At 42.5% G+C, this 24055-nt stretch carries 22 protein-coding genes; 9 read left to right on the forward strand and 13 right to left on the reverse strand.

Annotated elements, in window-relative coordinates; genetic code table 11:
* A partial coding sequence (locus JWQ85_RS11110; protein ID WP_299467873.1) for an energy transducer TonB occupies nt 1-857 on the forward strand: 857 nt, incomplete at its 5' end.
* Here JWQ85_RS11110 and JWQ85_RS11115 read toward each other — a convergent pair.
* From JWQ85_RS11115 to JWQ85_RS11125, 3 genes are all read right to left on the reverse strand, one after another.
* Complete coding sequence (locus JWQ85_RS11115; RefSeq protein ID WP_299467875.1) at nt 854-1546, reverse strand: PAS domain S-box protein; 693 nt, start codon at nt 1544-1546, stop codon at nt 854-856. The genes JWQ85_RS11110 and JWQ85_RS11115 overlap by 4 nt on opposite strands.
* A 50-nt stretch (nt 1547-1596) precedes the next feature.
* Complete coding sequence (locus JWQ85_RS11120) at nt 1597-1752, reverse strand: lmo0937 family membrane protein (RefSeq protein ID WP_299467877.1); 156 nt, start codon at nt 1750-1752, stop codon at nt 1597-1599.
* 250 nt (nt 1753-2002) lie between these two features.
* On the reverse strand, nt 2003-3793 hold the full coding sequence (locus JWQ85_RS11125; RefSeq protein WP_299467879.1) for a M61 family metallopeptidase: 1791 nt from the start codon (nt 3791-3793) through the stop codon (nt 2003-2005).
* A 249-nt stretch (nt 3794-4042) separates the two neighbouring features.
* On the opposite strand from JWQ85_RS11125, the gene JWQ85_RS11130 reads away from it, so the two are divergent.
* Genes JWQ85_RS11130 through JWQ85_RS11150 form a run of 5 tightly spaced genes read left to right on the forward strand, consistent with a single transcriptional unit; the run spans nt 4043 to nt 10849 of the window.
* Nucleotides 4043-5116 carry an efflux RND transporter periplasmic adaptor subunit gene (locus JWQ85_RS11130; RefSeq protein ID WP_299467881.1) on the forward strand — a complete coding sequence of 358 codons (1074 nt, stop codon included), beginning with the start codon at nt 4043-4045 and terminating at the stop codon, nt 5114-5116.
* Nucleotides 5117-5121: 5 nt separating this feature from the next.
* Complete coding sequence (locus JWQ85_RS11135; RefSeq protein WP_299467883.1) at nt 5122-8247, forward strand: efflux RND transporter permease subunit; 3126 nt, start codon at nt 5122-5124, stop codon at nt 8245-8247.
* Nucleotides 8248-8252: 5 nt separating this feature from the next.
* Nucleotides 8253-9569 (forward strand): TolC family protein, encoded by a 1317-nt coding sequence (locus JWQ85_RS11140; protein WP_299467885.1) that lies wholly within the window; start codon nt 8253-8255, stop codon nt 9567-9569.
* Between the two features lie 36 nt (nt 9570-9605).
* The gene (locus JWQ85_RS11145; protein WP_299467887.1) at nt 9606-9989 is read left to right on the forward strand and encodes a response regulator; all 384 of its coding nucleotides are present in this window, start codon (nt 9606-9608) and stop codon (nt 9987-9989) included.
* Nucleotides 9986-10849 (forward strand): N-acetylglucosamine kinase, encoded by an 864-nt coding sequence (locus JWQ85_RS11150; protein WP_299467889.1) that lies wholly within the window; start codon nt 9986-9988, stop codon nt 10847-10849. Before JWQ85_RS11145 ends, JWQ85_RS11150 begins: the two co-directional genes overlap by 4 nt.
* Here JWQ85_RS11150 and JWQ85_RS11155 read toward each other — a convergent pair.
* On the reverse strand, nt 10846-11283 hold the full coding sequence (locus tag JWQ85_RS11155; RefSeq protein ID WP_299467891.1) for a hypothetical protein: 438 nt from the start codon (nt 11281-11283) through the stop codon (nt 10846-10848). The genes JWQ85_RS11150 and JWQ85_RS11155 overlap by 4 nt on opposite strands.
* Before the next feature lie 134 nt (nt 11284-11417).
* On the opposite strand from JWQ85_RS11155, the gene JWQ85_RS11160 reads away from it, so the two are divergent.
* Entirely contained in the window at nt 11418-11987 is a 570-nt protein-coding gene (locus tag JWQ85_RS11160) for a dihydrofolate reductase family protein (RefSeq protein WP_299467893.1), read from the forward strand.
* Between the two features lie 56 nt (nt 11988-12043).
* Here JWQ85_RS11160 and JWQ85_RS11165 read toward each other — a convergent pair whose 3' ends face one another.
* From JWQ85_RS11165 to JWQ85_RS11190, 6 genes are all read right to left on the reverse strand, one after another.
* Nucleotides 12044-12370: a hypothetical protein gene (locus JWQ85_RS11165; protein ID WP_299467895.1), complete on the reverse strand. Its 327-nt coding sequence runs from the start codon at nt 12368-12370 to the stop codon at nt 12044-12046.
* Between the two features lies 1 nt (nt 12371).
* A complete protein-coding gene (gene lnt, locus JWQ85_RS11170; RefSeq protein ID WP_299467896.1) occupies nt 12372-13985 on the reverse strand; it encodes an apolipoprotein N-acyltransferase in 1614 nt (537 codons plus the stop codon).
* A 299-nt stretch (nt 13986-14284) separates the two neighbouring features.
* Nucleotides 14285-14767 carry a cyclophilin-like fold protein gene (locus JWQ85_RS11175; protein WP_299467898.1) on the reverse strand — a complete coding sequence of 161 codons (483 nt, stop codon included), beginning with the start codon at nt 14765-14767 and terminating at the stop codon, nt 14285-14287.
* Nucleotides 14768-14812: 45 nt separating this feature from the next.
* Nucleotides 14813-15298: a cupin domain-containing protein gene (locus JWQ85_RS11180; RefSeq protein ID WP_299467900.1), complete on the reverse strand. Its 486-nt coding sequence runs from the start codon at nt 15296-15298 to the stop codon at nt 14813-14815.
* A 22-nt stretch (nt 15299-15320) separates the two neighbouring features.
* Nucleotides 15321-16433, reverse strand: coding sequence for an alpha/beta hydrolase (locus tag JWQ85_RS11185; RefSeq protein WP_299467902.1), 1113 nt, complete (start codon nt 16431-16433; stop codon nt 15321-15323).
* On the reverse strand, nt 16393-16950 hold the full coding sequence (locus tag JWQ85_RS11190; protein WP_299467904.1) for a DapH/DapD/GlmU-related protein: 558 nt from the start codon (nt 16948-16950) through the stop codon (nt 16393-16395). The genes JWQ85_RS11185 and JWQ85_RS11190 overlap by 41 nt, the downstream gene beginning before the upstream one ends.
* Before the next feature lie 123 nt (nt 16951-17073).
* Here JWQ85_RS11190 and JWQ85_RS11195 point away from each other — a divergent pair, with 123 nt between their 5' ends.
* A complete protein-coding gene (locus tag JWQ85_RS11195) occupies nt 17074-17892 on the forward strand; it encodes an AraC family transcriptional regulator (protein ID WP_299467906.1) in 819 nt (272 codons plus the stop codon).
* A gap of 179 nt (nt 17893-18071) precedes the next feature.
* On the opposite strand, the gene rsmI is transcribed toward JWQ85_RS11195, so the two are convergent.
* A complete protein-coding gene (gene rsmI, locus JWQ85_RS11200) occupies nt 18072-18800 on the reverse strand; it encodes a 16S rRNA (cytidine(1402)-2'-O)-methyltransferase (RefSeq protein ID WP_299467908.1) in 729 nt (242 codons plus the stop codon).
* A 185-nt stretch (nt 18801-18985) separates the two neighbouring features.
* Here rsmI and serS point away from each other — a divergent pair, with 185 nt between their 5' ends.
* Nucleotides 18986-20257, forward strand: a complete 1272-nt coding sequence (gene serS, locus JWQ85_RS11205; RefSeq protein ID WP_299467910.1) for a serine--tRNA ligase — start codon at nt 18986-18988, stop codon at nt 20255-20257.
* Nucleotides 20258-20499: 242 nt separating this feature from the next.
* Here serS and JWQ85_RS11210 read toward each other — a convergent pair whose 3' ends face one another.
* Together JWQ85_RS11210 and JWQ85_RS11215 are read right to left on the reverse strand one after the other, a co-directional pair.
* Nucleotides 20500-22317 carry a serine hydrolase gene (locus tag JWQ85_RS11210; RefSeq protein ID WP_299467912.1) on the reverse strand — a complete coding sequence of 606 codons (1818 nt, stop codon included), beginning with the start codon at nt 22315-22317 and terminating at the stop codon, nt 20500-20502.
* A complete protein-coding gene (locus JWQ85_RS11215) occupies nt 22304-23935 on the reverse strand; it encodes an amidohydrolase (RefSeq protein WP_299467914.1) in 1632 nt (543 codons plus the stop codon). The genes JWQ85_RS11210 and JWQ85_RS11215 overlap by 14 nt, the downstream gene beginning before the upstream one ends.
* Nucleotides 23936-24055 lie beyond the last annotated feature (120 nt).

Raw genomic sequence — 24055 nt, forward strand, 5'->3', positions numbered from 1 at the left:
TTGTAGTAGAAAAGGATGGTTCGCTATCTGGTATAAAAGTGTTGAGATCATTAGGCAGCGGCACCGATGAAGAGGCCGTACGCGTACTTAAAAACTCACCAAAATGGAAGCCTGGTGTACAAAATGGGAGGCTGGTACGTGTTCAGTATTCTGTGCCTATCAATTTTTCGTTGGGTAATAAAACAGCAGCGGTTCAAACCAACGATGGCGACAATAATCCGGTGTTTACCGCTGTTGAACATGCGCCAAGTTTTCCGGGTGGCGATAAAGCATTTTCAACTTTTTTAGCTGCAAATATTAGGTATCCTAAAGCTGCAAGGGACGCTGGCCTGCAAGGCCGGGTTATAGCAAGCTTTATAGTTGAAAAAGATGGGTCGTTATCCAACGTTAAAATTGTACGTAGCCTTGGTAAGGGGACCGATGAGGAAGCCGTGAGGGTGCTGCAACTATCACCCGACTGGGAACCGGGTGTACAAAATGGTAAGCCCGTACGAGTAACCTACGCCGTGCCCATAAACTTCGCGCTTGCAGATGATACAAAGGATAACAAAACCGGAAGCGTGCCGGCAGGTAATGTGAAGGATGTAACAGTTATGGGGTATGCAACGCCTCAATTAAAGGATAGCGATTCTTATAAAACTAAAATTTGGCCCAATACTATATCCAACCCGCTATACGTATTGGATGGGAAAGTTATAAAAAAAGATGCGATGACCTATGTAGATCCTAAAAGCATTGAACGTATATCGGTGCTTAAGGATGCAAGTGCAACAACTTTATATGGCAGTGCAGGGGCTAATGGTGTTGTAGTAATAACAACAAAAAAGAAGGCCGTTAAATTAGGGATGGCATTTTAAATTCCCCGGCCTTCATTTTCCGCGTCATGCTGCTCGCGCAGGTTGCGCATTATTTTGGTGAAGCCGCGATGCTTCTCTTCTTCGTCATATAAAGGGAAAACCAAGCCGCTTCCCCAAAAGCGTGTTTTATCTTTACGCATATGGTAACGTTCGTCAATGGCGCGGCCATCCCGTAATGCGGTTGCAAGTTCAATTTCAGGTATTCCATTTGCCACATCTTCGGGCGTGAAAAATATGCGGGCGCTTCTGCCTATCGCCTCTGGCCCGGTATAACCTAAAACCTTTTCAGCGCCAGAGTTCCAACTGTTAATATCTCCATTCTTATCGGTAGTAATTACAGCATAATCTTCCAGGCTATCCAACACTTGTCTAAAAAAATCTTCGCTCATACGGAAATAACTATCCTCAAAAATATCATTGCCGGTTATCTGCGGATCAATAGTATCATAATCAACTTCAATAACAACACCATCCACGCCACAGGCCAGCTGCATGGGTTCGCGGGTTATTTTGTAAAAAGTATTGAACCCATCAGGCAAATTAATCAGTTTGGGCTTTTCTCTAACAGGTTTTAAAATAATGTTTGATGCCTCCTCCAATTCGGGGTCGGCAAAAGTACTGGACAGAACGTAGGTATATCCTTTTTCAATAAGATCGCCAAGCAATTGAGGAGTAAATGGAATTTTCATGATAGATGATTAAACAGGCCTTTTGTAAAAGGCCGGATAGTTGCCGGAATTTATAAGGCTGTAGGCCTGCGTATAATGCCCAACAGCAATGCGATAACGGCAATTACTAATAGCACATGTATAAGGCTACCAACGGCTGTAAAGAAAAAGGCAATAGCCCAACCAATAACAAGTATAACAGCTATTACATACAGTAATGAATTCATGATCAATGTGTTTTTAAGTGTTTTTAAACGATTATAACTATAATATTAAATGGCTATAAAATGTTTTAAGATTTTGTTTTGATTGCAGGCGGGAGGGCTGAACCAAAAGCCTCACCTAAATCCTCTCCAAAGGAGAGGACTTTAAAATAGAAGAGCTGACTCCCTCTCCTTTGGAGAGGGCCGGGGTGAGGCTAATAAAAAGCCCCCTATCCGTTTCCGAATAGAGGGCTTAGAATAAGTTCTGAAAAAATTACAACTTCAACCATTTTTTACGCACAGCCAATTGTTGTGGTGTAGCGTTTGGTATTTCGGTAACAGTATATTTAACATTATCGTTACGTTTTAGGGTTACAGGAATCTTAAAGGCCTGTGCATCGCGGCTAACAGTTACAACAATTTTATCGCCTACTTTTTTGCCTTTAATTACGGCATTAAGATCGGTAACCGGGGTATCGTCAATAGCAGTGATCTGGTCGCCAACGTTAAGGCCATTAACCCAACCCGCGCCATCGCGCACTACAGTAGTGATAATATTACGCTGATTAGTAAACACACCTAAAGTAGGCTCGTTGCTTGCCGCAAGTTCATCAACCAGTTTGTAACCCGCATAGTTCAGGTATTTATCATAATCAATAGCATCTAAGCCATTAATATACTTAGCATAAAAATCATTCAATTTTTTGCCCGCGAATTTTTCAAATCCGGCTTTAAACTCGGCATCGGTATAACCGCGTTTTAAACCTTTGTAATAAGTATTGTACATATACTTCATTACATCATTAAGGCTGCTTTTGCCATTGGTACTGTTAATTATTTCAAGATCTAACAGCAGGCCTATAACAGCACCTTTATCATAATATGATATGCCGGTGTTGTAAGAATTCTCGTTAGGGCGGTAACTTTTTATCCAGGCATCAAAGCTCGATTCTGACAACGCCTGCACTTTGGTGCCCGGTTGGTTCTCAACCGTGTTAATATCGCCTGCCATATCGCCTAAAAAGGTTTCGGTAGTAGACAGGTCGGCGTAGCGAAGGATGATGTTTTGGTAATAAGCGGTAAAACCTTCTGCTATCCACAAGTTGGTGGTATAATTCTCGTTATCATAATCAAACGGGCCTAAGGCAATTGGGCGCAAGCGCTTCACGTTCCATAGGTGAAAATGCTCGTGGGCAACCAGGCTTAAAAAGCCATGGTATGTACGTTCGTTTGTGTAACCATCTCTTGATGCACCTAAAACGGTAGAACTTAAATGCTCTAAACCGCCGCCGTTACGTGCTTTGTTATGAACAATAAATGTGTAATGTTTATTGGGGTTCTCGCCGTAAACAGCAGTTTCTGCCTCAATAATTTTGGCCATATCTACTTTCAGGCGTTCTTTATCATAGTTGCCGCCGCCATACATAGCTACTTCGTAATGGGTGTTTGCAACATCAAAATCAAAAACATCCTGCGTGCCTATCTCTAATGGTGAATCGTATAAAATATCGTAGTTAGGCGCGGTGCGGGTAAACACATCGCCTTTAACCATTTCTAAACTGGTAGATACCTTATTCCAATCTTTATAAGGTTTTATGGTGATAGTTGATGGCTGATTTAACATCCCTTTGGGGAATAAAAATATGCCCGTGGTTGACAGGAACGCGTGCGATACATCGATAAAACTGGTACGTACCGAAAGCTCGAAAGCGTAAACTTTATACTTAACCGTTACCGAACTAAGGCCGGCAGTATTTATATGCCAGGTGTTCTTGTTTATTTTTGGTGCCGATACCTGCTTGCCATTAGCACTAACGCTAAACCCCTCGATATTTTTTGCAAACTCCCTTACCAGGTATGAACCCGGCGCCCATACAGGCATTTTAACATCAAGGGATGGTTGCGCTAAACCGGTAATATTCATCTCAACATCTACATAATGTGCCTGGGCTTCAGGAAAGCTAACCGTATAAGAAATTTTAGCAAGGCCAGCCGCCTTGCCGGGTGAAATGTTCATAAGAAAGAGGATTAAATAAACCAGTGCTGATAGTTGCAGTTTTTTCATTCGGCAAGTTATAAAATTTATGTTTTTAATTAAGCGGCCGCAAATTTGTTGTGTTGTAAAATGGTTGATACATGTAATCAATTTGATGGCTAAGCGGTTATAATTGCAAAAATTATTGGGCGGCGATATAAATATATACTGTGGCATTAATAACCAATGCTCAAACATTTTATATTTACGTAGCGCAATTGAATTAAGGCAATTATAAATGAGCATTAAAACAAATTCCAATAGCAACAACAAGCTGATATGAAAACAAAATATATAATATATACTTTACTTGCATTGCTTGTTGCATTTTTAATTTATAATAAGTTTTTTAGTAAAAAGGCTAAACAAGCCAGTGCCGCAACTGCAGGCAAGGGTAAAAGGAAGAATGGCCCTGTTTCGGTTAATATTATGGTGGTTAAAGATACCGCTGTTAATAACCAGATAGATATTACCGGTACAATTGATGCTAACGAAAGGGTAAGCCTTATCAGCCAAACCGCGGGTAATATTACAGGCATATACTTTACAGAAGGCACCCGGGTAAAAAAGGGCCAACTGCTTGTAAAAGTATACAACCAGGACCTGCAGGCATCACTGCAGCAGTACGAAGCACAAATGATACTTGCCCGCGATATTAATAATCGCAATAAAATATTGTTACAGAAGGAGGCAGTGAGCAAGGAAGAATACGAAACCTCGCTATCATCACTAAATTCGTTAAAGGCGCAGGCCGATGTGATAAGGGCGCAGATAAGCCGTACAGAGATACGCGCGCCATTTTCCGGTGTTATTGGTTTAAGAAATGTTAGTCCGGGTGGGTACCTTTCGCCGGCAACCCCAATAGCTACACTTGTAAATATAGATCCGGCGAAGCTTACTTTTTCGGTACCGGAACGCTACCTGCCAATAATAAATAAGGGCAGCAAAGTATCATTCACTATAGAAAGTTCAAGGGAGAACTTTAACGCAATAGTTTATGCTATTGAGCCCGAACTGGATGCAAACTCGCGTACCATTACCGTTAGGGCTAAAGCGCCAAATCCTAAAAATTTGCTTACAGCCGGCTCATTTGCCAAGATCAACCTAACGCTTGACCAGATACCAAAAACAATAATGGTACCTACCGAGTGCGTTATACCCGATCTTAAAAGCAGTAAGATCTACATTTATAAAAACGGCATAGCAGTTGCCCAGAACGTAAAGACAGATCTGCGTACCGATACCAAAATTCAAGTTATTGATGGGTTGAAGGCGGGCGATAGCATAGTAGTATCAGGTTTGATACAAATACGCCCAAAATCACCATTGAAAATTCTTAAAGTTATTAAGTAACCAATATGAGTTTATCCTCAGTAAGTATAAAAAGGCCTGTATTGGCAACGGTGCTATCTGTTGTGATAGTTGTATTTGGTGTTATTGGATACACGTTTTTAGGTGTGCGCGATTTTCCGTCTGTAGATCCGCCTATTATTTCAGTATCTACACAATACTCGGGTGCTAACTCAGATGTTATTGAATCGCAAATAACCGAGCCTTTAGAAAAAGCCATCAACGGCGTGCCGGGTATTCGTAATATATCATCAACAAGCTCGGTAGGGTCAAGTAATATCACGGTAGAATTTGACCTGGATGCCGATCTGGAAACCGCTGCGAATGATGTGCGCGATAAAGTAAGCCAGGCACAGCGCCAGTTACCGCAGGATATTAATGCCCCGCCGGTTGTTACCAAAGCCGATGCCAGCGCCGATAACATTATTACAATTACTGTAAGCAGTACAACCCGTAACATAACACAGGTTGATGATTACGCCGAAAACGTTTTGCTGGAAGGTTTACAAACCATCCCGGGTGTAAGTACCATTAATGTACAAGGGCAACGCCAATATGCCATGCGTTTATGGATAGATCCTAATAAACTATCGGCATTGGGCCTTACCGCTACCGATATTGGTGCCGCATTAGCACGCGAGAACGTGGAGCTGCCTGCAGGTAAAATTGAAGGTAATAATACCGAGATCACCATTCGTGCCCTGGGTAAATTAACTACCGAAAAGGATTTTAACAACCTTATTATCCGTGCGGATAGTAACCGGGTTATCAGGCTGGATGATATTGGCTATGCGGTATTGGGCTCGGCTAATGAAGAAACTTCGCTAAAAGAATCTGGCGTACCCATGGTAGGTTTGGCCATTGTGCCACAACCGGGAGCCAATTATGTACAAATAGCTAAAGATTTTTATGAAAGATTGGAGAAAATAAAAAAAGATCTGCCGCCTGATATTACCGTAAAAGTGGCTTTGGATAATACCAAGTTCATAAGCAATTCTATCACCGAGGTAAAAGAAACGCTTTTAATATCGTTTATACTGGTGGTAATTATTATCTATCTTTTCTTCAGGGATTGGCTTATTGCTTTCCGCCCGTTGATAGATATACCGGTGTCATTGATAGGGGCATTCTTTATCATGTACATTTTTGGGTTCTCTATTAACATATTAACACTACTGGGTATTGTGCTGGCCACAGGGTTGGTGGTGGATGACGGTATTGTGGTAACCGAGAATATATATAAAAAGGTAGAAGCCGGCATGGCTATCCGCAAGGCGGCCTTTGAAGGCTCTGCCGAGATCTTATTTGCCGTAGTTTCTACATCAGTTACATTAGCCGCGGTGTTCCTGCCTATTGTGTTCTTGCAGGGCTTTACCGGAAGGTTGTTCCGCGAGTTTGCGGTGGTCGTCGCAGGGGCGGTGCTGATATCGGCTTTTGTATCGCTGTCGTTAACGCCTATGCTTAACGTTAAGCTTATCCGTAAAAATCAAAAGAAATCGAAGTTTTATGTAATGACCGAGCCTTTCTTTGTGAACATGACCAACAGTTACACTGAAACGCTGGTTAATTTCATGAAGAAGAAGTGGGTATCATTTGTAATACTTGGGGGCTCGTTGATACTTACCGCGGTGTTATTTAAAATAACACCTGCAGAATTGGCCCCGCTGGATGACCGTAGTTTACTGCGTTATTCGGTAACAGGATCTGAGGGTGCCACATACGAATACATGACCCGCTACATGGATAAAGTGTCAGATCTGGTTGCCGATTCTATCCCCGAGGCTAATGTAAACCTCGAAATTGTATCGCCATCATTTGGTGGTGGTGGTTCTGCCAATTCGGGCTTTGGCCGTGTAGGTTTGATAGCGCCCGACCAAAGAGGGCGTTCGCAGCAAGAGATTGCCGACTGGCTCAACAAAAAATTAACCCGTATGCCTGATGCCCGTGCTATTGTAGTACAGGAACAAACTATAAGCGGTGGTGGTAGTGGTGCACGTACATCGCTGCCGGTGCAATATGTTATCCAGAACCAGGATTTTGAAAAAATACGTAAGGTACTGCCGGAGTTTTTTGCCGAGGTATCAAGAAGCCCTGTTTTCCAGGGATCGGATGTTAACCTGAAGTTTACCAAGCCCGAACTGCGTGTAACTACCGACCGTGACCGTGCCCGCGACCTTGGTGTTTCGGTTGATGATATTGCCCAAACCCTGCAGCTTTACTATAGCGCCGGCCGTTTAGATTACTTCCTTATCAATGGGAAGCAATACCAGGTAATTGCCCAGGTTGACCGCGCCAATCGCGATCAGCCGCTCGACTTAAAATCTGTGTATGTGCGTAGCACCAAAGGTAATTTAGTGCAACTGGATAACGTAGTGAAGGTTGCCGAAAGTGCCAGCCCGCCGTCTATTTATCACTTTAACAGGTATAAATCGGCCACGGTACAGGCAGGTTTGTCGCCCGGCCATACCGTAGGAGATGGTATTGCCGAAATGGAGCGCATAAAAGCCAAATTGCTGGATGATACATTCAGTACAGCTTTAAGCGGACCATCGCGCGACTTTGCCGAAGGCTCATCAAACATTGCATTTGCTTTCCTATTCGCCTTATTGCTGATATACCTGGTGCTTGCCGCTCAGTTTGAAAGCTTTGTAGATCCGTTTATTGTGATGCTTACCGTGCCGCTGGCCATATCGGGTGCGTTTATATCCTTGTGGCTGTTCGATCAAACCTTTAATATATTCAGCCAGATAGGGATCATAACACTTGTAGGTTTGGTAACCAAAAACGGTATCTTGATAGTAGAATTTGCCAACCAGCGAATGGAACACGGCCTTAGTAAATACGAAGCCGTTGTTGAGGCCGCTACATCGCGTTTGCGCCCTATATTAATGACCAGCTTAGCGGTTGTGCTGGGTTCGGTCCCTATTGCATTGGCCTTAGGTGCAGGTGCAAAAAGCCGTGTATCATTAGGTATTGTAATTATTGGTGGTATGCTATTCTCGTTGATATTAACTTTATATGTGATACCAACAATGTATATGGTGTTCGCGTCAAAAACACGCCGCGATCCTGATCATGAACCAACTGAAGAAGAAGCGGAGATGAAAGCGCCTTTATTAATTGAAAATCTTTAAGCAATATGAATATTAAAAAAATAATTTGCTTGATTTTTTGCGCTGCTATCTTTACTGCAGATGTACAAGCACAGGAAGCCCCTTTACTTACCCTAAAGGATGCTGTTGAAATAGCATTAAAGAACAACTATAATATTAAGCTGTCGCAAAATAACGCTACCATAGCAGGTAATAATGTAACGTTGGGTAACGCTGGGTTTTTACCATTAGTAACCGGCGATGCTGCCCTAAATAACAGCAGTCAGAAAATAAAGCAAACGCGCAGCGATGGTACCGTTAACAACCTTACTGCAAATAACAGCAACAATAACTATGGTGTAAACCTTAACTGGACCATATTTGACGGCTTTAATATGTTTGCCAATTATGACATGCTGAAGGAACAGGATAAACTGGGGGCCATCCGCTTGCAGGATACCATACAAAGCACGGTAGCCAATGTTATCAATACCTACTATAACCTCATCAGCCAAACCGAGCAGATAAAAGCACTTCGCGGGGCTATAGAAATATCGCGCACGCAGCTGCGCTACTCTAACGATAAGTTTACTGTTGGCCGGGTATCAAAGCTTGATGTGTACAACGCGCAGGTAAACCTGAATACAGATACTTCTAACCTGGTAATTCAACTGCAACAGTATCGTACTACAAAAATCCAAATGAACCAGTTATTGGTGCGCAACCTGCAAACCGATTTTGTGGTAGGCGATACCATTGTGGTTAATAATACCCTGGTATTGGGCGATATTATTGCCAAAGCACAGGCACAAAACCCGGATATACTATCGGCCCAGATAAATAAACGCCTGGCCGAAATTAGTTTGAGGCAAGTAAAATCTACCCGGTATCCGGTGGTTGGTGTAACGTCGGGTTACACGTTTAGCAATAGCAAAACGCCCGCGGGCTTTACGCTTAGCCAAAACGCGCATGGGTTTGCCTACGGCTTAACGGCATCTATCAATATATTCGACGGACTAAACCAATGGCGCCGCGAACGTAACGCCAAGTTGCAGATAGCCAATGCCGATCTTAGCCAAAAGCAGGTAATGCTGGATGTGGAAGCACAGATCAGTAATTTTTATGTGGCTTATCTCTCCGGGCTCGATCTGATAAAGATAGGGCAGTCGAGTGTAGAGCTTGCCCGTAAAAACCTGGAGATATCATTAGAAAAATATAAAATAGGCAATATCACCCAATTAGAGATCCGCGAAGCGCAAAGGAACTATTTGGACGCGCAATCCAAGTTTTTTTCGGCACAATACCAGTCAAAAATGGCCGAAGTAACTCTACAGCAGATAACTAACAGTATAAATATTCAATAATATATATTTAATTGCATTAAAAGATTATTTTTGGGCATGCCTATCCACTTTAATACATGCTTGCTGATAGATGACAATTATATTGACAACTTCGTTACGCGTAGAATTTTGGAAAGCGCTAATTTTGCAGATAACATAATTGTATTACAATCAGCACATGATGCTATAGATGCTTTGCGCGATGGAAGCATTAAACCAAACGTGATTTTCCTGGATATCCGGATGCCCATGATGAGCGGCTTCGAATTTTTGCAGGAATATGAAGCATTAGAGTTGGATAATAAAGAACGGGTGAAAATTTTTATGCTTTCATCATCACTTGACCCAACCGACATGAACAATTCTAAAAGCAATAAGTACGTTGCGCAGTTTGTTCATAAGCCGCTTACCCATCAGGCGCTTGAGGAACTTTGTACATGATATTAGTAGCAGACAGCGGATCATCAAAAACAGACTGGCTGCTATCCGTACCGGGGCAGCAAAACAAGGCATTTAAATCTGCCGGGCTTAACCCATACTTTTTAACAGAAAAAGAAATAGCCAAGATATTAAAGGAGCAGGTACCTGACATGATAGCCCTGGCTTCGGATATTACCGAGATTTACTTTTTTGGTGCAGGGTGTTCCAGCCCCGATAGGCACGAGATCGTATCAAACGCCATCAGCAGTTTATTCCCCGAAGCATACGTAAGTGTAGACAGCGACCTTTTGGCTTCGGCCTACGCCACCTGCGGGCACGAGAAGGGGATATGCTGCGTATTAGGCACCGGATCAAATATTTCTTTTTTTGATGGCGAGGATATACACTACGGCCAACACGGTTTAGGTTATGTTTTGGGCGATGAAGGATCAGGTACCTGGTTTGGTAAAGCTTTGATCACCGATTACCTGTACGGCAACATGCCCCATGATATCGCCGCAAAATTCAAGGCTGCTTATAATTTAACTAAAGCGGACGTTATTAAAAACGTGTACCAGAAAGCCCGGGCAAACTCATATCTGGCAGCTTTCTCAAAATTTGTAACAGAGATAAGAAGCACCGAATACGCGCAGGCTTTGTTGCATAAAGGGTTGCTTGATTTTGTTGACAGCAATATTAAATCGTACCCACAGTATAATAAATTCAAATGCCATTTTGTAGGTTCTATAGCTTATATTTTTGCCGATGAGCTAAAAGCGATATGCGAGCAAAACGATGTGCATGTAGGCAAGATCATTCGCCAGCCCATAAATGACCTGCTGGAATTTATTTTAAAAAGAGACGCGCAAGCCCAGGTTTAATTTTCTTTATAATTTACCTTCCAGTTCATTTTTATTAGTTCAGGCTCAGAATATTTAAACACTTTCAAATATTTGCCCATGGCGGATAACTGACCCATGGAATACAAGCTATCATATTTTTTTAGCGTATCTACAGAAAATATAAAAAGGTATAAGTGCTTGTCTTTCCCTTCCTCAATATATTGATGCCACGCATCTTGTTTTCCTGGTTTCGATATAGTATTTACAGAGTCAGGTTTAATAATTTCATCGTCGGCAATGTAATAAGCAATATTATTTTCATTTATAGAGGAAGGCTTAACTGTATTTGAGTATAAAACGGTGATTTTTTGTTTAGAACTATTATGGACTTCCAACATATAGTTAGTGTAATGGCACCCGCAGAAGAATAGATTTAACGCAAATAAAGCGAACCAAAGTTTGAAGTATTTCATAATAACGGTTTAAGTTTAATACCTGAAAACTAATAAGGTAACCCGTCGTAAACACCCCTTCATTTGTCGCCTTTACACCTGCCACCTCAAACTAAAAAGGCCGAACTTTACTTCTATATTAAACGGAGGTAATTATGAGAAAGCTAATTTTATCGATGCAGGTTTCGCTGGATGGCTACGTAGAAGGCCCTAATGGCGATATGAGCTGGATGCAAACAGATAATGATAATGAATGGGATGAGATGTTTGAAAACCTGCAAAGTGTTGATCTTTTCCTGGTAGGCGCCGGGATGTGGACCGGTTACAGGGACTACTGGAAGCAAGCACTTGCCGACCCCAATTTTTCTGCCGATGAAGTGAAATACGCAAAGCTGGCTGAAAAAACGCAGCACATTGTTTTTTCGAAAACGTTGAAAAATGCCGGATGGGAGAATGCCACTATCAACAACGGCGATTTAGCTACTGAGGTTAAAAAGTTAAAAGAACAGCCCGGAAAAGATATAATGACATTTGGCGGGGCTGCGTTTGCCGTATCGTTAGTTGATAGCGGCCTGGTTGACGAATACCGCCTTACAATAAACCCGGCAATTTTGGGCGGTGGTAAATCATTCTTTCACCATTTAAAAAACAACCACAAGCTTCAATTAGTAAATGTAAATAAGCTTGGCCAGTTAGTGGCACTCACTTATAAGCAACTGAGTTAAGACGATAATGAAGAACCACTAATTCGCCGGGCGGATATAACCCGGCGAATTAGTGGCTATTGATATGGCGGTAGTGGAAATTGTTTTAACGGTGAAAAATCCGCTTTGAAAACATCAAATTCAAAGAGCTCTTCGTCTGTGCCCAATATTAGTGATATAAATAAAGGAATGCCATCTATATCATACAGATCTATTATGGCAATATCTTCTTTCATTATAATTTTTTCTGTAGATGTTGATATGAATTTTAAACTACCCATTCCGCCATCATTCATTTCTTCAACCATCAAATTAGGCAGTTTATTAATAAAATAGTCTCGTTTAGGACTGTCTTTAAGCAAATAAATAATCAATTCTTGCTCTGCTTTTTTTAATGGCCTCATCTTAGTGGTTAAAACCCTTCTTTATCCCAATTAAAAATATCCCCAAAACCGCCAGGATACTCGCGGCCTTAGGCAGATAATCGCCGTATTCGACATAAAAGGTAATGTCCGAATTTAGATTGATATCCTGCTTAAGTGCTGTGCGCACCCACCATTTGCTTTGCTGAACGATATCGCCCCGTTGGTTAATAAAGGCCGAGATACCCGTATTAGCCGAGCGACAAACCCATCTTCGCGTTTCAATAGCGCGCAACTTGGCATAATCAAGGTGCTGGTCCTTACCCGATGTATTTTCCCACCAGCCATCGTTGGTAATAATAGCGATGAACTGGGCACCCTGTTTAACATATTTAGACACCCACTCGCCCCAGATAGATTCGTAACAGATAACGGGTGCGGCACCTATCCCGCTTTGTGAGTAAAACACGGTCGGCTCGGTTTGCAGGCCATAGTTGCCTGTTGCGCCGCCTAAATGCTCAAATGCCGGCTTTAAAAAAGACAAGGCATTGCCAAATGGCATCAACTCGGCACCCGGAACCAGCCTCGATTTATGGTAGAATTGCACTTTAGACGAATTTTCGATATTAATGGCAGCGCTAAACCTGTCGTAAAACACCCCCGGTTGATCCGGCAGTGGGCTGGCGGTTTTAGTGGCGCGTTTAGTGTAAAACTTATGCGTTTCGCCGCCGGTTAAAACATTAGCATTTTTAAACCTGTTTAAAAACTTCCTAACCTGCAGGTAGCTGTTTTCCGTGTAGATACGATCCTCATCCATATCCTGCGAAAGGGCGGTTTCGGGCCATATAAAATACTCGGTATTACGTTGCCCGATAGAATCTGACAGGTGCGTAAGCGTAGCGATCTGGTCGTAAACCGGGATGGTGCCTTCTTTTTCATAAGGGTCGATATTTGGCTGCGCCACCACAATATTTGACGGATTAGGCTGTTCTTTATAGCTGTAATATTTAAACAATGATAAGCCTAAAGGTAATATCAATACCAAAGCAAAAGCGATGATCAGCTTTTTACGGGTTTGCGTTGCCTGCGCTTCCCGCAAGCCTACGTAAAGCAAGAATAGCAAAATGTTAATGGCCCAGATCCAGATAGTACCGCCATAAACGCCGGTATATTCATACCACTGGATCCATTTGTGCGACGTGGCGAAGCCATTACCCAAAGTCATCCAGGGGAAATTTAAATCCCAGCTTTGGTGAAGGTATTCGTAACCTATCCAAAAACAAACCAATGCTACCAATGAAACGGCACGACTGGTAATAAGCCTCAATCTGTAATACAACCAGCAAGCCGTAGCCATTAACAAAGGCCCAAGCGCGTAGGGGATAAGTGTAAGCGGTACAGCCACAACCGGGCCTATGATCTTCAAAGAGTTATATACCCAGTAGATACAAAGTGTATTCCAGATAAAGAACCCCAGGAAAGTGGTATTAAAGATCTTTTTCCCCTTGCCTGTAACGGTAGACTGGATGATGTTCTCCATAGCCAGCAGCATAGGCACAAAACCCACAAATAAAAAGAATGTAGTGTACGGCGTAGGCGGCCAGGCTATCCAAAGCAATAAGCCCGAGAATATGGAGAGTAGTAGGTTTCTTTTCATTAATGCAAAAGCAATCTTCTTGATTAAACTGCTTAATTGGGGTAAAATTGCAATAATTAGATCATAATTCAAGAATTGGTTTACAGATGGTCAGGTAACCGGGTAGCATAATTCTCAATTGACTATTTAACGATGCGTTGGATCATTTTTTTGGGCCCGTTATGATACAAAACTCGAACCATTTACTTGAAGGTTTGAAACGATTGAGTGATTTGATAGCTGCCTAAAATATTGTCCTGAGTATAGAGAAGCCAGTTAGGGCAGGTTTTTGTCGCGGATCTTAACCTAGAAATTTTAATTTACTCCATTATAAAAGTTACTGTTACATTCCCCGAACCCAACGCAACGGCTAATCCTGATGGATTATCAATTCGTGCTATGCTTGTGTAATTGTACGGAGTTGAAAAGGTTTTGTAAAAAAGCACCAATGTGTTTGATCCATATAACATTATGTCCCCTCTTTGGATCGTTCCGGGGTTTGAGGCATTGGCAGGCAATGTAGTTTGAAAATCGAAATACTTTTCATTGCCATTCAACTCAGTCATATTTAGGGTAAGGGGCAATCTAGCCTTAAAAGCAGTTCCCGCGGCATTGTTGCTTATCGTAGCTGTAAATACAGCGGTACCGATCGTAATCTTCATTTTACTCCCTGTTGAATTATTAGTGTTTCCATCGTTATTGTTCGCAATTTCGGATGTTGTTCCCATATCTTTTTTGCCACAGCCAGACATGCTTGAAGTTAAGGAAACGACCATTATAAAGGTTGTTAATAAATATCTCATGTGATGGCCTTTTAAAATTCATATTGATTCACCAATTACAGTTATTTATTTACCATTACGGTATTCTTCATCTGTTACTTTCTGCAGCCAGGTTACAATACCCTTTTCTGTCTTTGGTAAAATGTACATTTGTAACATTCCAGTATCGGGGCTTGCACCATGCCAATGTTCTAAATTGGGCGGGCATTGTACTATATCTCCTTTTTTCAGGGTTTGCCTGGGTTGCCCCTTGATCTGGTGGTAACCTGTACCATCGGTGATGATCAGGATCTGACCTGAGGGATGTCTATGCCAGTTGCTTCTCGCCCCTGGTTCGAAATAGACATTTCCCACTACGGTATTATAAACTGTATCATTTTCTACCAGGCCGATGTTCCAGGCTTTTCCTGTAAAGTTTTCTGCTGGTCCAAGCTTACCTTTCGAAAAGATAAAATTCGGTTTATTCTGATCTGCCTTGTTAGTGATCTGGGCACTACAGCTAATGTTAAGGAGCACCATAGAAGCAATTGCGGTTAATGATAATATTTTCATATGTTTTGATTTTTGGTTATAACTATCCTTTTTTTTTCAGATGTTTGGCAAAGAAGGTTTCCAGCTTATCAAATGGGATCAAGTCAGTTTTATCATACAGGTCAACATGGCCAGCATTCGGAACGATAACCAGTTCTTTCGGTTGACCCGCACGTTTGTATGCATCTTCACTAAATTCCCTGGAGTGGGCCTTATCCCCCGTAATGAATAACATCGGACGGGGAGAAATGGTCTCTATGTCGTTGAACGGATAAAAGTTATTGAACTTAGTGTTACTGCTGAGCGTAGGGTGGGTGGTAGTTTTTGGCGAACCTCCTTTTGGGATATACTCTCCCCTTGGAGTACGATAGAATTCATAGAATTCACGCTGTATCGCGTCAGTGTTTTCATCGAGCTGGTGGGTAGTTCCACCTGTGTACTTGGTCTCGCCACCCAAAAATTCAACATATCGCTGCTCGGCGGCTTCTGCCTGATTTTTCTTTCTTTGCTCAAGAGTCTGCGAATGGTTCAGGGCATTGCGGCTGGCAGAACCCATATCGTACATGCTCACTGTCGCAATAGCTTTCATCCTTGGGTCGATCTTAGCGGCACTGATAACAAAACTTCCACTTCCACAGATGCCCAAAACGCCAATATTGTTTCTGTCAACAAATGGGCGTGTGCCCAGGAAGTCGATGGCCGCACTGAAATCCTCTGCATACATATCCGGCAATACCGCATTGCGGGGTTTGCCTTCGCTTTCGCCCCAGAATGAGAGATCAACGGCCAATGTAATAAAGCCCCTGTCTGCCATGTTCGAGGCATAAACGTTAGCACTTTGTTCCTTTACCGCTCCCATTGGGTGACCAACAATGATTGCAGGTTTCTTTGTCTTTCTGTCCATATTGTTTGGGATAAAAAGATGCCCCGAAACTTCCGTCTTATATTGGTTCTTAAACGTAACCGCATACATGGTTACCTTATCACTTACCTTGAAGGTGGTATATCCTTTAGCTGATATTTCCTTTATCTGTACTGAGTTTGATGTTAATTGTGCGCTTGCGGTACTATAGAAAAGCACTGCTGTAAGTGCAATTAAAACTGATTTTTTCATGTTAAATGTTTTTGATGAACTTTGCCGGAACCCCTCCGACAACAGTATTTGGAGCAACGTTTTTTGTGACAACTGCTCCGGCGGCAACAACCGAATTTTCTCCTATGGTTATTCCTGGAAGAATTGTGGCACCAGCGCCAATCCAGGCATTTTGTTTAATATGAATTTTCCCCGGCACAAGCGATTCCCGCTCGGCAGGAGATAGTGGATGCCCTTCGGAAATTATCTTGACATCAGGGCCAATTAGAACATTATCTTCAATAACAATTCCACCCAACGCCAAAAAAATACAATTGAAATTGATGAATACATTTTTACCAAAGGTTAAATGTTTACCATAATTGATATGGACCGGTGGAAACAGAGCAACTGTTTCATCAATGGGTGTTCCTGTGATTTCGCTCAATATCGTCCTGATTTCCGTCGGGTTGGCAGAAGCATTTAATTTTTTTATTAATTCCAGTGTAGCGTAAGAAGCATCTCTCAGCTTTCCTATCTGTCCATGCTGAGGCGTTATAGTTATTCCATTTCTTAATTCGCCAAATATTGTGTTGGTCATAAAAATCTTCCTTAGTTTATGATACAAAGTTACCAATAGGAATATTTACTTTTGTTACACTATTAGCGCAAATAATGTCAAATATCACTTATTTTAGGGAAGTATAATAAACAGGTAATTGAGATGGAACAGCACCGTATTTTATTATCGGAAGTAAACGAAGAAAGAGATTTTCCAAATAATTTTTCTAAGCTGTATCATACGCATTTGTATTGCCACAAAGGCAGTATCCAGTTTTTATTCAACGATCAATTGATGAAATGCAGTAGCGGACAATTTTTATTCTGGTTTGCCGAGAGCAGATTGTCGGGTCTTAAATTTTCAAAAGGGTTTAAAGCCTCTGTGCTATTTGTAGAAAAGGAATTTCTAATGGATAATATTCCTGACCAAAGCTGGAGTATTAACGCTCAATTGCATTCACGGACATATCCTGTAAAAACCGGGGTTTCTAAAAAAGACAAAATAAAAATACTGACAAACTTTGACCGACTGAACGAAAGGTTTTTAGAAAAAGATCACCGCTTTTATGATGAAACTCTAAAACTGCAAACGCAACTTTTTATTTTAGAAATGTGGCACACATTTGCCAACGAGTACGAGGAGCGTAAACACAGTTTGCAGACTGGCACCTTGTACGAGCGTTTCATACAATTAATCCAACAGCACTGTATGCAGCATCGGGAAGTGCAGTTTTATAGCAATAAACTGAATATTACTGCCAAGTATATAAACCATTTGTGTAAAATTCACTCGGGCGTTACCGCTTCAGAATGGATACAACGTTATGCCAGGGAGCGGATTATCATCCTGCTACAAAACAAAAGTCTCAATATTTCTGAAATAGCTGATGAAATGGAATTCAGCAGCCACTCATTTTTTACCCGTTACGTAAAAAAACTTTTGGGTGTAACTCCTAACGAATACAGGAGAAGATTGAGATGATAAAAAGTGACAGGAAAGTTAAACATGCTGGTATTCGAACCTAAACCCTATGCTACATGTGCATTGCAGGCTCTTAAAATTGCTGCCAAAAAGGCCTTCAAAATCAAGACTTTGAAGGCTTTTATCTTTCTTGTGATCCCATCAGGATTCAAACCACTGACTTAAAGAGAGTGAGGTGCTTAATCCTCCTCGTCATCATCCGCATACTTCTTCTTCTTTTTATCACCCTCGGCAGGGGCAGCACCGGCAACACACATTACAAACTCGCCTTTTAACGGATGGGTTTCAAAATATGCCTTTACTTCGGTAACCGTTCCTCTTACCGTTTCCTCGAACATTTTTGTCAGCTCGCGAGATACGGATAGTTGTCTATCGGCACCAAAAAAGGTGGCCATTTCATCCAGCGTTTTCAATAAACGGTGCGGCGACTCGTAAAGTATAATGGTGCGCTCTTCAGTCGCCAGGAATTTATAACGGGTTTGGCGGCCTTTTTTCAGGGGCAAAAATCCTTCAAAGCAAAACTTATCTGTAGGGAAGCCCGAGTTAACCAGCGCGGGCACAAAAGCCGTTGCGCCGGGCAGGCATTCTACCGCGATGTTAAATTTTAAGGCCTCACGAACCAGGTAAAATCCCGGGTCGGATATGGCGGGTGTGCCTGCATCAGATATCAGGGCGATGTTTTGCCCCATCAGCAGAAACTTAATGATCTCGTTGCTGGATTGGTGCTCGTTATGCTGATGATGCGCGAAAACTTTGTTCTGGATGTCGAAATGTTTCAGCATCGGCGCCGATGTACGGGTATCCTCGGCCAGTATCAGATCGGCCTCTTTTAAAATACGGATGGCCCTAAAGGTCATATCCTCCAAGTTACCGATAGGGGTAGGTACTAAATATAGTTTGCCGGTCATTTCAGTTTGCAGTTTTTAGTTAACAGTTCGCAGTTGCTGATTTTTCCAAAAATAGCTTATTTACAGGTGCGATGTTATTGCAAACTGCAAACCGCTAACTGCAAACTAACTTACCGATAGAAAAAGAGTTCTAACTGCCCGCCGCAAACTGCAAACTGTTATATTTGCCTTTTAAAATAAAATCAATGCTGCAAGTTAGTTATATCCGCGATAACAGGGAACAGGTTTTAGAACGTTTGGCTGTAAAAAATTTCAAACAGCCCGAATTGGTAGATGAAGTGATTGGCTTAGACGAAAAACGCCGCCAAACACAGAACCAACTGGATACTGTTTCATCGCAATCTAACGCGGCTGCCAAACAAATTGGTGAGCTAATGCGCACCGGTAAAAAAGACGAAGCAGAAGCTATAAAAGCCAACACCGGCAAATGGAAAGAAGAAGGTAAACAGCTTGGCGAACAATTAGCCGCGCTGGAAGCCGAGCTACAGGATAAACTGGTTTTGTTACCCAATCTGCCACATTCATCAGTACCGAAAGGCATAACGCCCGAGGAAAACGAAGTAGTGCTGGAGAATGGAAGCATCCCCGAACTGCCTGCCAATGCTTTACCGCACTGGGAGCTGGCCGCTAAATATAATTTGATAGATTTTGAACTGGGTGTTAAAATAACCGGTGCCGGTTTTCCTGTTTATAAAAATAAAGGCGCCAAACTGCAACGCGCACTCATCAACTTTTTTATTGATGAAGCCGAAAAAGCAGGTTATAGTGAAGTGAGCGTACCGCTGATGGTGAACGCGGCATCTGGCTTTGGCACAGGGCAGTTACCTGATAAAGAGGGGCAAATGTATCATGTAGGTGTTGATGATTTATACCTGATCCCTACTGCCGAAGTGCCTGTAACCAACCTTTACCGTGATGTGATATTGAAGGGAGAAGAACTGCCGGTTAAAAACTGCGGGCATACACCTTGTTTCCGCCGCGAGGCAGGTTCATATGGTGCGCATGTACGCGGCTTGAACCGCCTGCACCAGTTTGATAAAGTTGAGATAGTACAAGTGGTACACCCGGATAAATCATACGATGTACTGGAAGATATGAGCGCCCATGTGCAAAGCTTGCTGCAAAAGCTTGGTTTGCCTTACCGCGTATTGCGCCTTTGCGGTGGCGATATGGGTTTTACAAGCGCCTTAACCTATGATATGGAAACCTGGAGCGCTGCGCAGCAACGTTGGTTAGAGGTTTCATCTGTATCAAACTTTGAAACCTTCCAAAGCAACCGTTTAAAACTGCGTTTCCGTAATGCCGAGGGTAAAACACAATTAGCCCACACGCTAAATGGCAGTGCCTTGGCCTTGCCGCGTATAGTGGCTACTTTGTTAGAGAACAACCAAACTGATAAAGGTATTAAAGTACCGGAGGCGCTCGTGCCTTATACCAAGTTTGAATGGATAGATTAAGGTAAACATTACCTACGCGTCATTGCGAGGAACGAAGCAATCTCCCGATAGAAAAGTCGGCGGCATGCATGAGATTGCTTCACTACGCATGACAAAGTTTTATAACAGAAAAGCCAGCATTTGCTGGCTTTTCTTGTTTAACATTCTGTTATTTAGAACGAGCGGGAACGAAGGGCAATCTTGTTCATTATGCAAGTCGATTTAATGCCTTTTAAGGGCGATTTAAAGTCGATTAAGGCCGTTTATAATCCCTTCTGTATCGCTTCATAAACCGCATCCTGTATACGCGGCCTGATATTTAAACTCCCCAGTTTATTACCCACATTTGGGTGCACCCGGTTAGACAGGAAAATATATACCAGGTTATATTTAGGATCAACCCAAACGCAGGTGCCGGTAAAGCCAGTATGCCCATAGGCCTGATCTGATGCTAATTTTGATGGATAATGCCTGTCGGCTATTGGGTCCCACCTGTCAAAACCCAAGCCCCGGCGACTAACAGCCGATTGTTTGGATGTCCACAGATCAACTGTTTCTGGTTTAATGTATTGTACGCCGCCGTAGGTGCCGCGGTTAAGCATCATCTGATAAAGTATAGCAACATCGTTTGCACCTGCAAACACACCTGCGTGGCCTGCAACACCGCCCATTAGTGCAGCAGTTGGGTCGTGCACGTAACCGTCGATTAAAGTTTTACGGTCTTTTCTGTCGTCTTCAGTTGGGGGGATACGGTAAGCCGGGAAACGATATAACGGCAGGAAGCCTGCGGTTTGCATCCCCAGCGGGCTGTAAATTTTTTGCTGAACGTAGATATTAAGCGGTGTTGCAGTAAGTGTTTCTACAATCTGCTGCATAAATATCATACCTACATCGCTGTAAACATATTGCCCACGGGTTTTAACAGCCGATCGCAGGGCGGCAGGTAACATCACGTCCTCAAAGTAGTTCTTCCGCACATAATAATTCTCGTTTACCTTGGTTGGGTACATCGCGGAAGAATCGGTATTATGGTCGGTTGGTTTTATAACTTCAAAAGTGGAAATATCAGGTATCAAACCTGCCTGATGCTCCAATAGCTCGCGAACGCTCAATGTTTTTTTATTGGTATTGCGCGTAATAGGCATGTAAGTGCCCAAGGTTGAATCCAGATTAAGCTTACCGGCATCATAAAGCTGCATGGCTTCCATGGTGGTAGCCGAGATCTTGGTCACGGATGCGATATCGAAAATATCGGTTATCCTGTCCGGGATGATATTATCATAAGTATGGTAACCATATGCCTTGTTAAATATTACCTTACCATCTTTAGCTACTAAAACCACGCAACCTGGTGTAGCGCGACTGCTAATAGCTTCGCGGGCAATATCATCAATGGCACTAAGATTGTCAGATTTAATGCCGACATCTTCGGGTACGGTATATTGCAGGCGTGTTTTGGCGGTTATAAAGCCGGCGTTAGCTGCATATTTTGGTGTGTAAGTTTTGGTTAACCGTTGCGTGATAGCTACCCCGCCAAAAATAGCCTGGGCGCTAAAGTAAGCCGCCACAGGTGATACCCTTGCCGTCCAGATAACCGGTGCTGTAATATTGTTAAGTTTAATAAGTGATGCGCTGTTCCCAATAAATGAAACCACAACATTTTTCAACTTTTGGTTGCTGTTGATGAAATCTATTATCTGCAGATTGTTCACCTCGGCATCGGTAAGTTGAACAATAAGGGTATTGTAAAATTTAGTATCCTGCGCCAGCATCTCAAATGGCTTCGCGCCCATATAATCGTTGCCATTAAAGGCGTCAACTTTAGCATATTTATTCAGCAAGCTATCAAAGCCTGCGGAATAGATACCCGAAAAATGGATACTCGCTATTTTGTTATCATCAAGGTTTTGCAGGGGGATAAGCCGTTTCTCGTTGTTTAATAAAACTGTAGCTTGCTCAACCAATAACTGCTCATTAACATAAGCTTTACCTGTAAATGGTGGGTTTTGCGCGCAGGCAGAATTAAAAAGTACAAATCCTAATAACAGCAGAAAGTAGATATTCCGCCTATTTTTTCTCATAAACCTTAACACCATTTATATATGTTTTTAAAACTTTAACATTTGGCAATGTACTGCCTTTCACCTTCATAATATCCTGATCGAGTATCACAAAATCGGCATACTTGCCCACTTCTATACTGCCTTTTTCGTGTTCTTCGAAGTTCGCTTTGGCCGCCCAGGTGGTCATTCCACGTAAGGCTTCGATGCGGCTAAGTGCATTTTCTGTCTGAAAACCCCTTGTAGGGAAACCTTTCAGGTCCTTACGTTCTGTTGCAGCATAGAACGTGTACATAGGGTTAATGTTTTCTACAGGGAAATCTGTCCCCAATGGGATCCAGCCGTTTTGTTTCATTAGGTCTTTATAAGCATAGCCACTTTTTAAGCGTTGGGCGCCAAGGCGTTTAACCGCCCAGGTCATATCAGATGTAGCATGTGTTGGCTGTACAGATGGGATGATGTTGTTATCACCAAACATCTTCACATCTTCGGGGGCTACAATCTGCGCGTGTTCTATTCTCCAGCGTTTATCGTTCTTCCCTTTTAAATTTTCGGCATATATTTTTAACATTACACGGTTAGCCGAATCGCCAATAGCATGCGTACACATCTGGAACCCGTTAGCCGCTATTTTTTTTGCTACCTCGGCAAAGTGTGCCTGGCTGCTCAATAAAAATCCGCTCCAGTTTTTCTTGTCAGCGTAGGGGTGCAGCAAACAAGCCCCTCTTGATCCAAGTGCACCATCGGCATAAACCTTAAAGGCGCGTACATTTAAGCCGGGCGTTTTATAGGCACCACGTTTAAACAGGTACTCGTAATTTTCGGGCTGATCGGAAAGCATTACATACATGCGCATTTTAAGTGCGCCTTTATGCTGCAGGGCTGCAATGGTGCTTATCATGGTATAAGGCAGGCCGCAATCATCAACCGTGGTTAAACCAACAGCAAAGCAATTGCGCTGCGCATCTAATAATGCAGTTTGTGTAATTTGGTCAGTTGGGGCCGGTATTTTACGTGTAACAATACCAACGGCATTATCAATTAGTATACCTGTAAGCTTTCCATTTATAGTTTCAATGGATCCACCGATAATTTTTTGGCCGGGTTTTACACCTGCAATATTCAGTGCCGCCTGGTTAGCAATGGCAGCATGGCCATCAATCCTGCTCAATATTACCGGGCGCACCGGGAACAGTGAATCAAGCTTGGCTTTGTTGGGGAATGCTTTGTTATCCCAAATGTTTTGGTCCCAGCCGTTGCCAATTATCCAGCCATCGGTTTTGTGGCGGGCGTAGTTACTAACCGAATCTAAAATGGCCTGCCAGCTTTTAGTACCTACCAGTTTTACATCCTGCAACCCTAAGCCATATTCGTAAAAATGCGCGTGTGCATCAATAAAACCCGGATAAACGGCTTTGCCGCCGGCATCAATTACTTCGCGGGCCAGGTATTTCTTTTCGAGGGTATCAATGTTACCTACAGCTAAAATTTTACCGGCGCTAACTACAAAGGCATTGGCGGTGGTAAAGTTACTATCAACGGTATATACAAGGGCATTTTTTACGAGCAGATCGGCGTTATATTCTTTTTGTTTGCATGCGGCGAGGAGCAAAAGCAGCACGGGCCAGAGTTTCTTCATATTAATAAACAGGTAGATGTAAATAATTATAACGTAAATACTTTATACAAGTATGTAAAGGTAAAGTTATGCAATCAAATAATTAATTTAGCACCTGAAATAACGATCTGCTAATTTGCA

Source organism: Mucilaginibacter sp. (assembly GCF_028288105.1).
Classification (GTDB): Bacteria; Bacteroidota; Bacteroidia; order Sphingobacteriales; family Sphingobacteriaceae; genus Mucilaginibacter.

Bases quoted from the DNA above. Each gene is read 5' to 3' on its own strand.
- JWQ85_RS11195 (WP_299467906.1), top strand. From the start codon at position 17,074: ATGGAACAGCACCGTATTTTATTATCGGAAGTAAACGAAGAAAGAGAT.
- JWQ85_RS11150 (WP_299467889.1), top strand. From the start codon at position 9,986: ATGATATTAGTAGCAGACAGCGGATCATCAAAAACAGACTGGCTGCTA.
- JWQ85_RS11190 (WP_299467904.1), bottom strand. From the start codon at position 16,950: ATGACCAACACAATATTTGGCGAATTAAGAAATGGAATAACTATAACG.
- JWQ85_RS11120 (WP_299467877.1), bottom strand. From the start codon at position 1,752: ATGAATTCATTACTGTATGTAATAGCTGTTATACTTGTTATTGGTTGG.
- JWQ85_RS11165 (WP_299467895.1), bottom strand. From the start codon at position 12,370: ATGAGGCCATTAAAAAAAGCAGAGCAAGAATTGATTATTTATTTGCTT.
- JWQ85_RS11145 (WP_299467887.1), top strand. From the start codon at position 9,606: ATGCCTATCCACTTTAATACATGCTTGCTGATAGATGACAATTATATT.
- JWQ85_RS11175 (WP_299467898.1), bottom strand. From the start codon at position 14,767: ATGAGATATTTATTAACAACCTTTATAATGGTCGTTTCCTTAACTTCA.
- JWQ85_RS11160 (WP_299467893.1), top strand. From the start codon at position 11,418: ATGAGAAAGCTAATTTTATCGATGCAGGTTTCGCTGGATGGCTACGTA.
- rsmI (WP_299467908.1), bottom strand. From the start codon at position 18,800: ATGACCGGCAAACTATATTTAGTACCTACCCCTATCGGTAACTTGGAG.
- JWQ85_RS11125 (WP_299467879.1), bottom strand. From the start codon at position 3,793: ATGAAAAAACTGCAACTATCAGCACTGGTTTATTTAATCCTCTTTCTT.
- JWQ85_RS11135 (WP_299467883.1), top strand. From the start codon at position 5,122: ATGAGTTTATCCTCAGTAAGTATAAAAAGGCCTGTATTGGCAACGGTG.
- JWQ85_RS11215 (WP_299467914.1), bottom strand. From the start codon at position 23,935: ATGAAGAAACTCTGGCCCGTGCTGCTTTTGCTCCTCGCCGCATGCAAA.
- lnt (WP_299467896.1), bottom strand. From the start codon at position 13,985: ATGAAAAGAAACCTACTACTCTCCATATTCTCGGGCTTATTGCTTTGG.
- JWQ85_RS11130 (WP_299467881.1), top strand. From the start codon at position 4,043: ATGAAAACAAAATATATAATATATACTTTACTTGCATTGCTTGTTGCA.
- JWQ85_RS11140 (WP_299467885.1), top strand. From the start codon at position 8,253: ATGAATATTAAAAAAATAATTTGCTTGATTTTTTGCGCTGCTATCTTT.
- JWQ85_RS11180 (WP_299467900.1), bottom strand. From the start codon at position 15,298: ATGAAAATATTATCATTAACCGCAATTGCTTCTATGGTGCTCCTTAAC.
- serS (WP_299467910.1), top strand. From the start codon at position 18,986: ATGCTGCAAGTTAGTTATATCCGCGATAACAGGGAACAGGTTTTAGAA.
- JWQ85_RS11155 (WP_299467891.1), bottom strand. From the start codon at position 11,283: ATGAAATACTTCAAACTTTGGTTCGCTTTATTTGCGTTAAATCTATTC.
- JWQ85_RS11115 (WP_299467875.1), bottom strand. From the start codon at position 1,546: ATGAAAATTCCATTTACTCCTCAATTGCTTGGCGATCTTATTGAAAAA.
- JWQ85_RS11210 (WP_299467912.1), bottom strand. From the start codon at position 22,317: ATGAGAAAAAATAGGCGGAATATCTACTTTCTGCTGTTATTAGGATTT.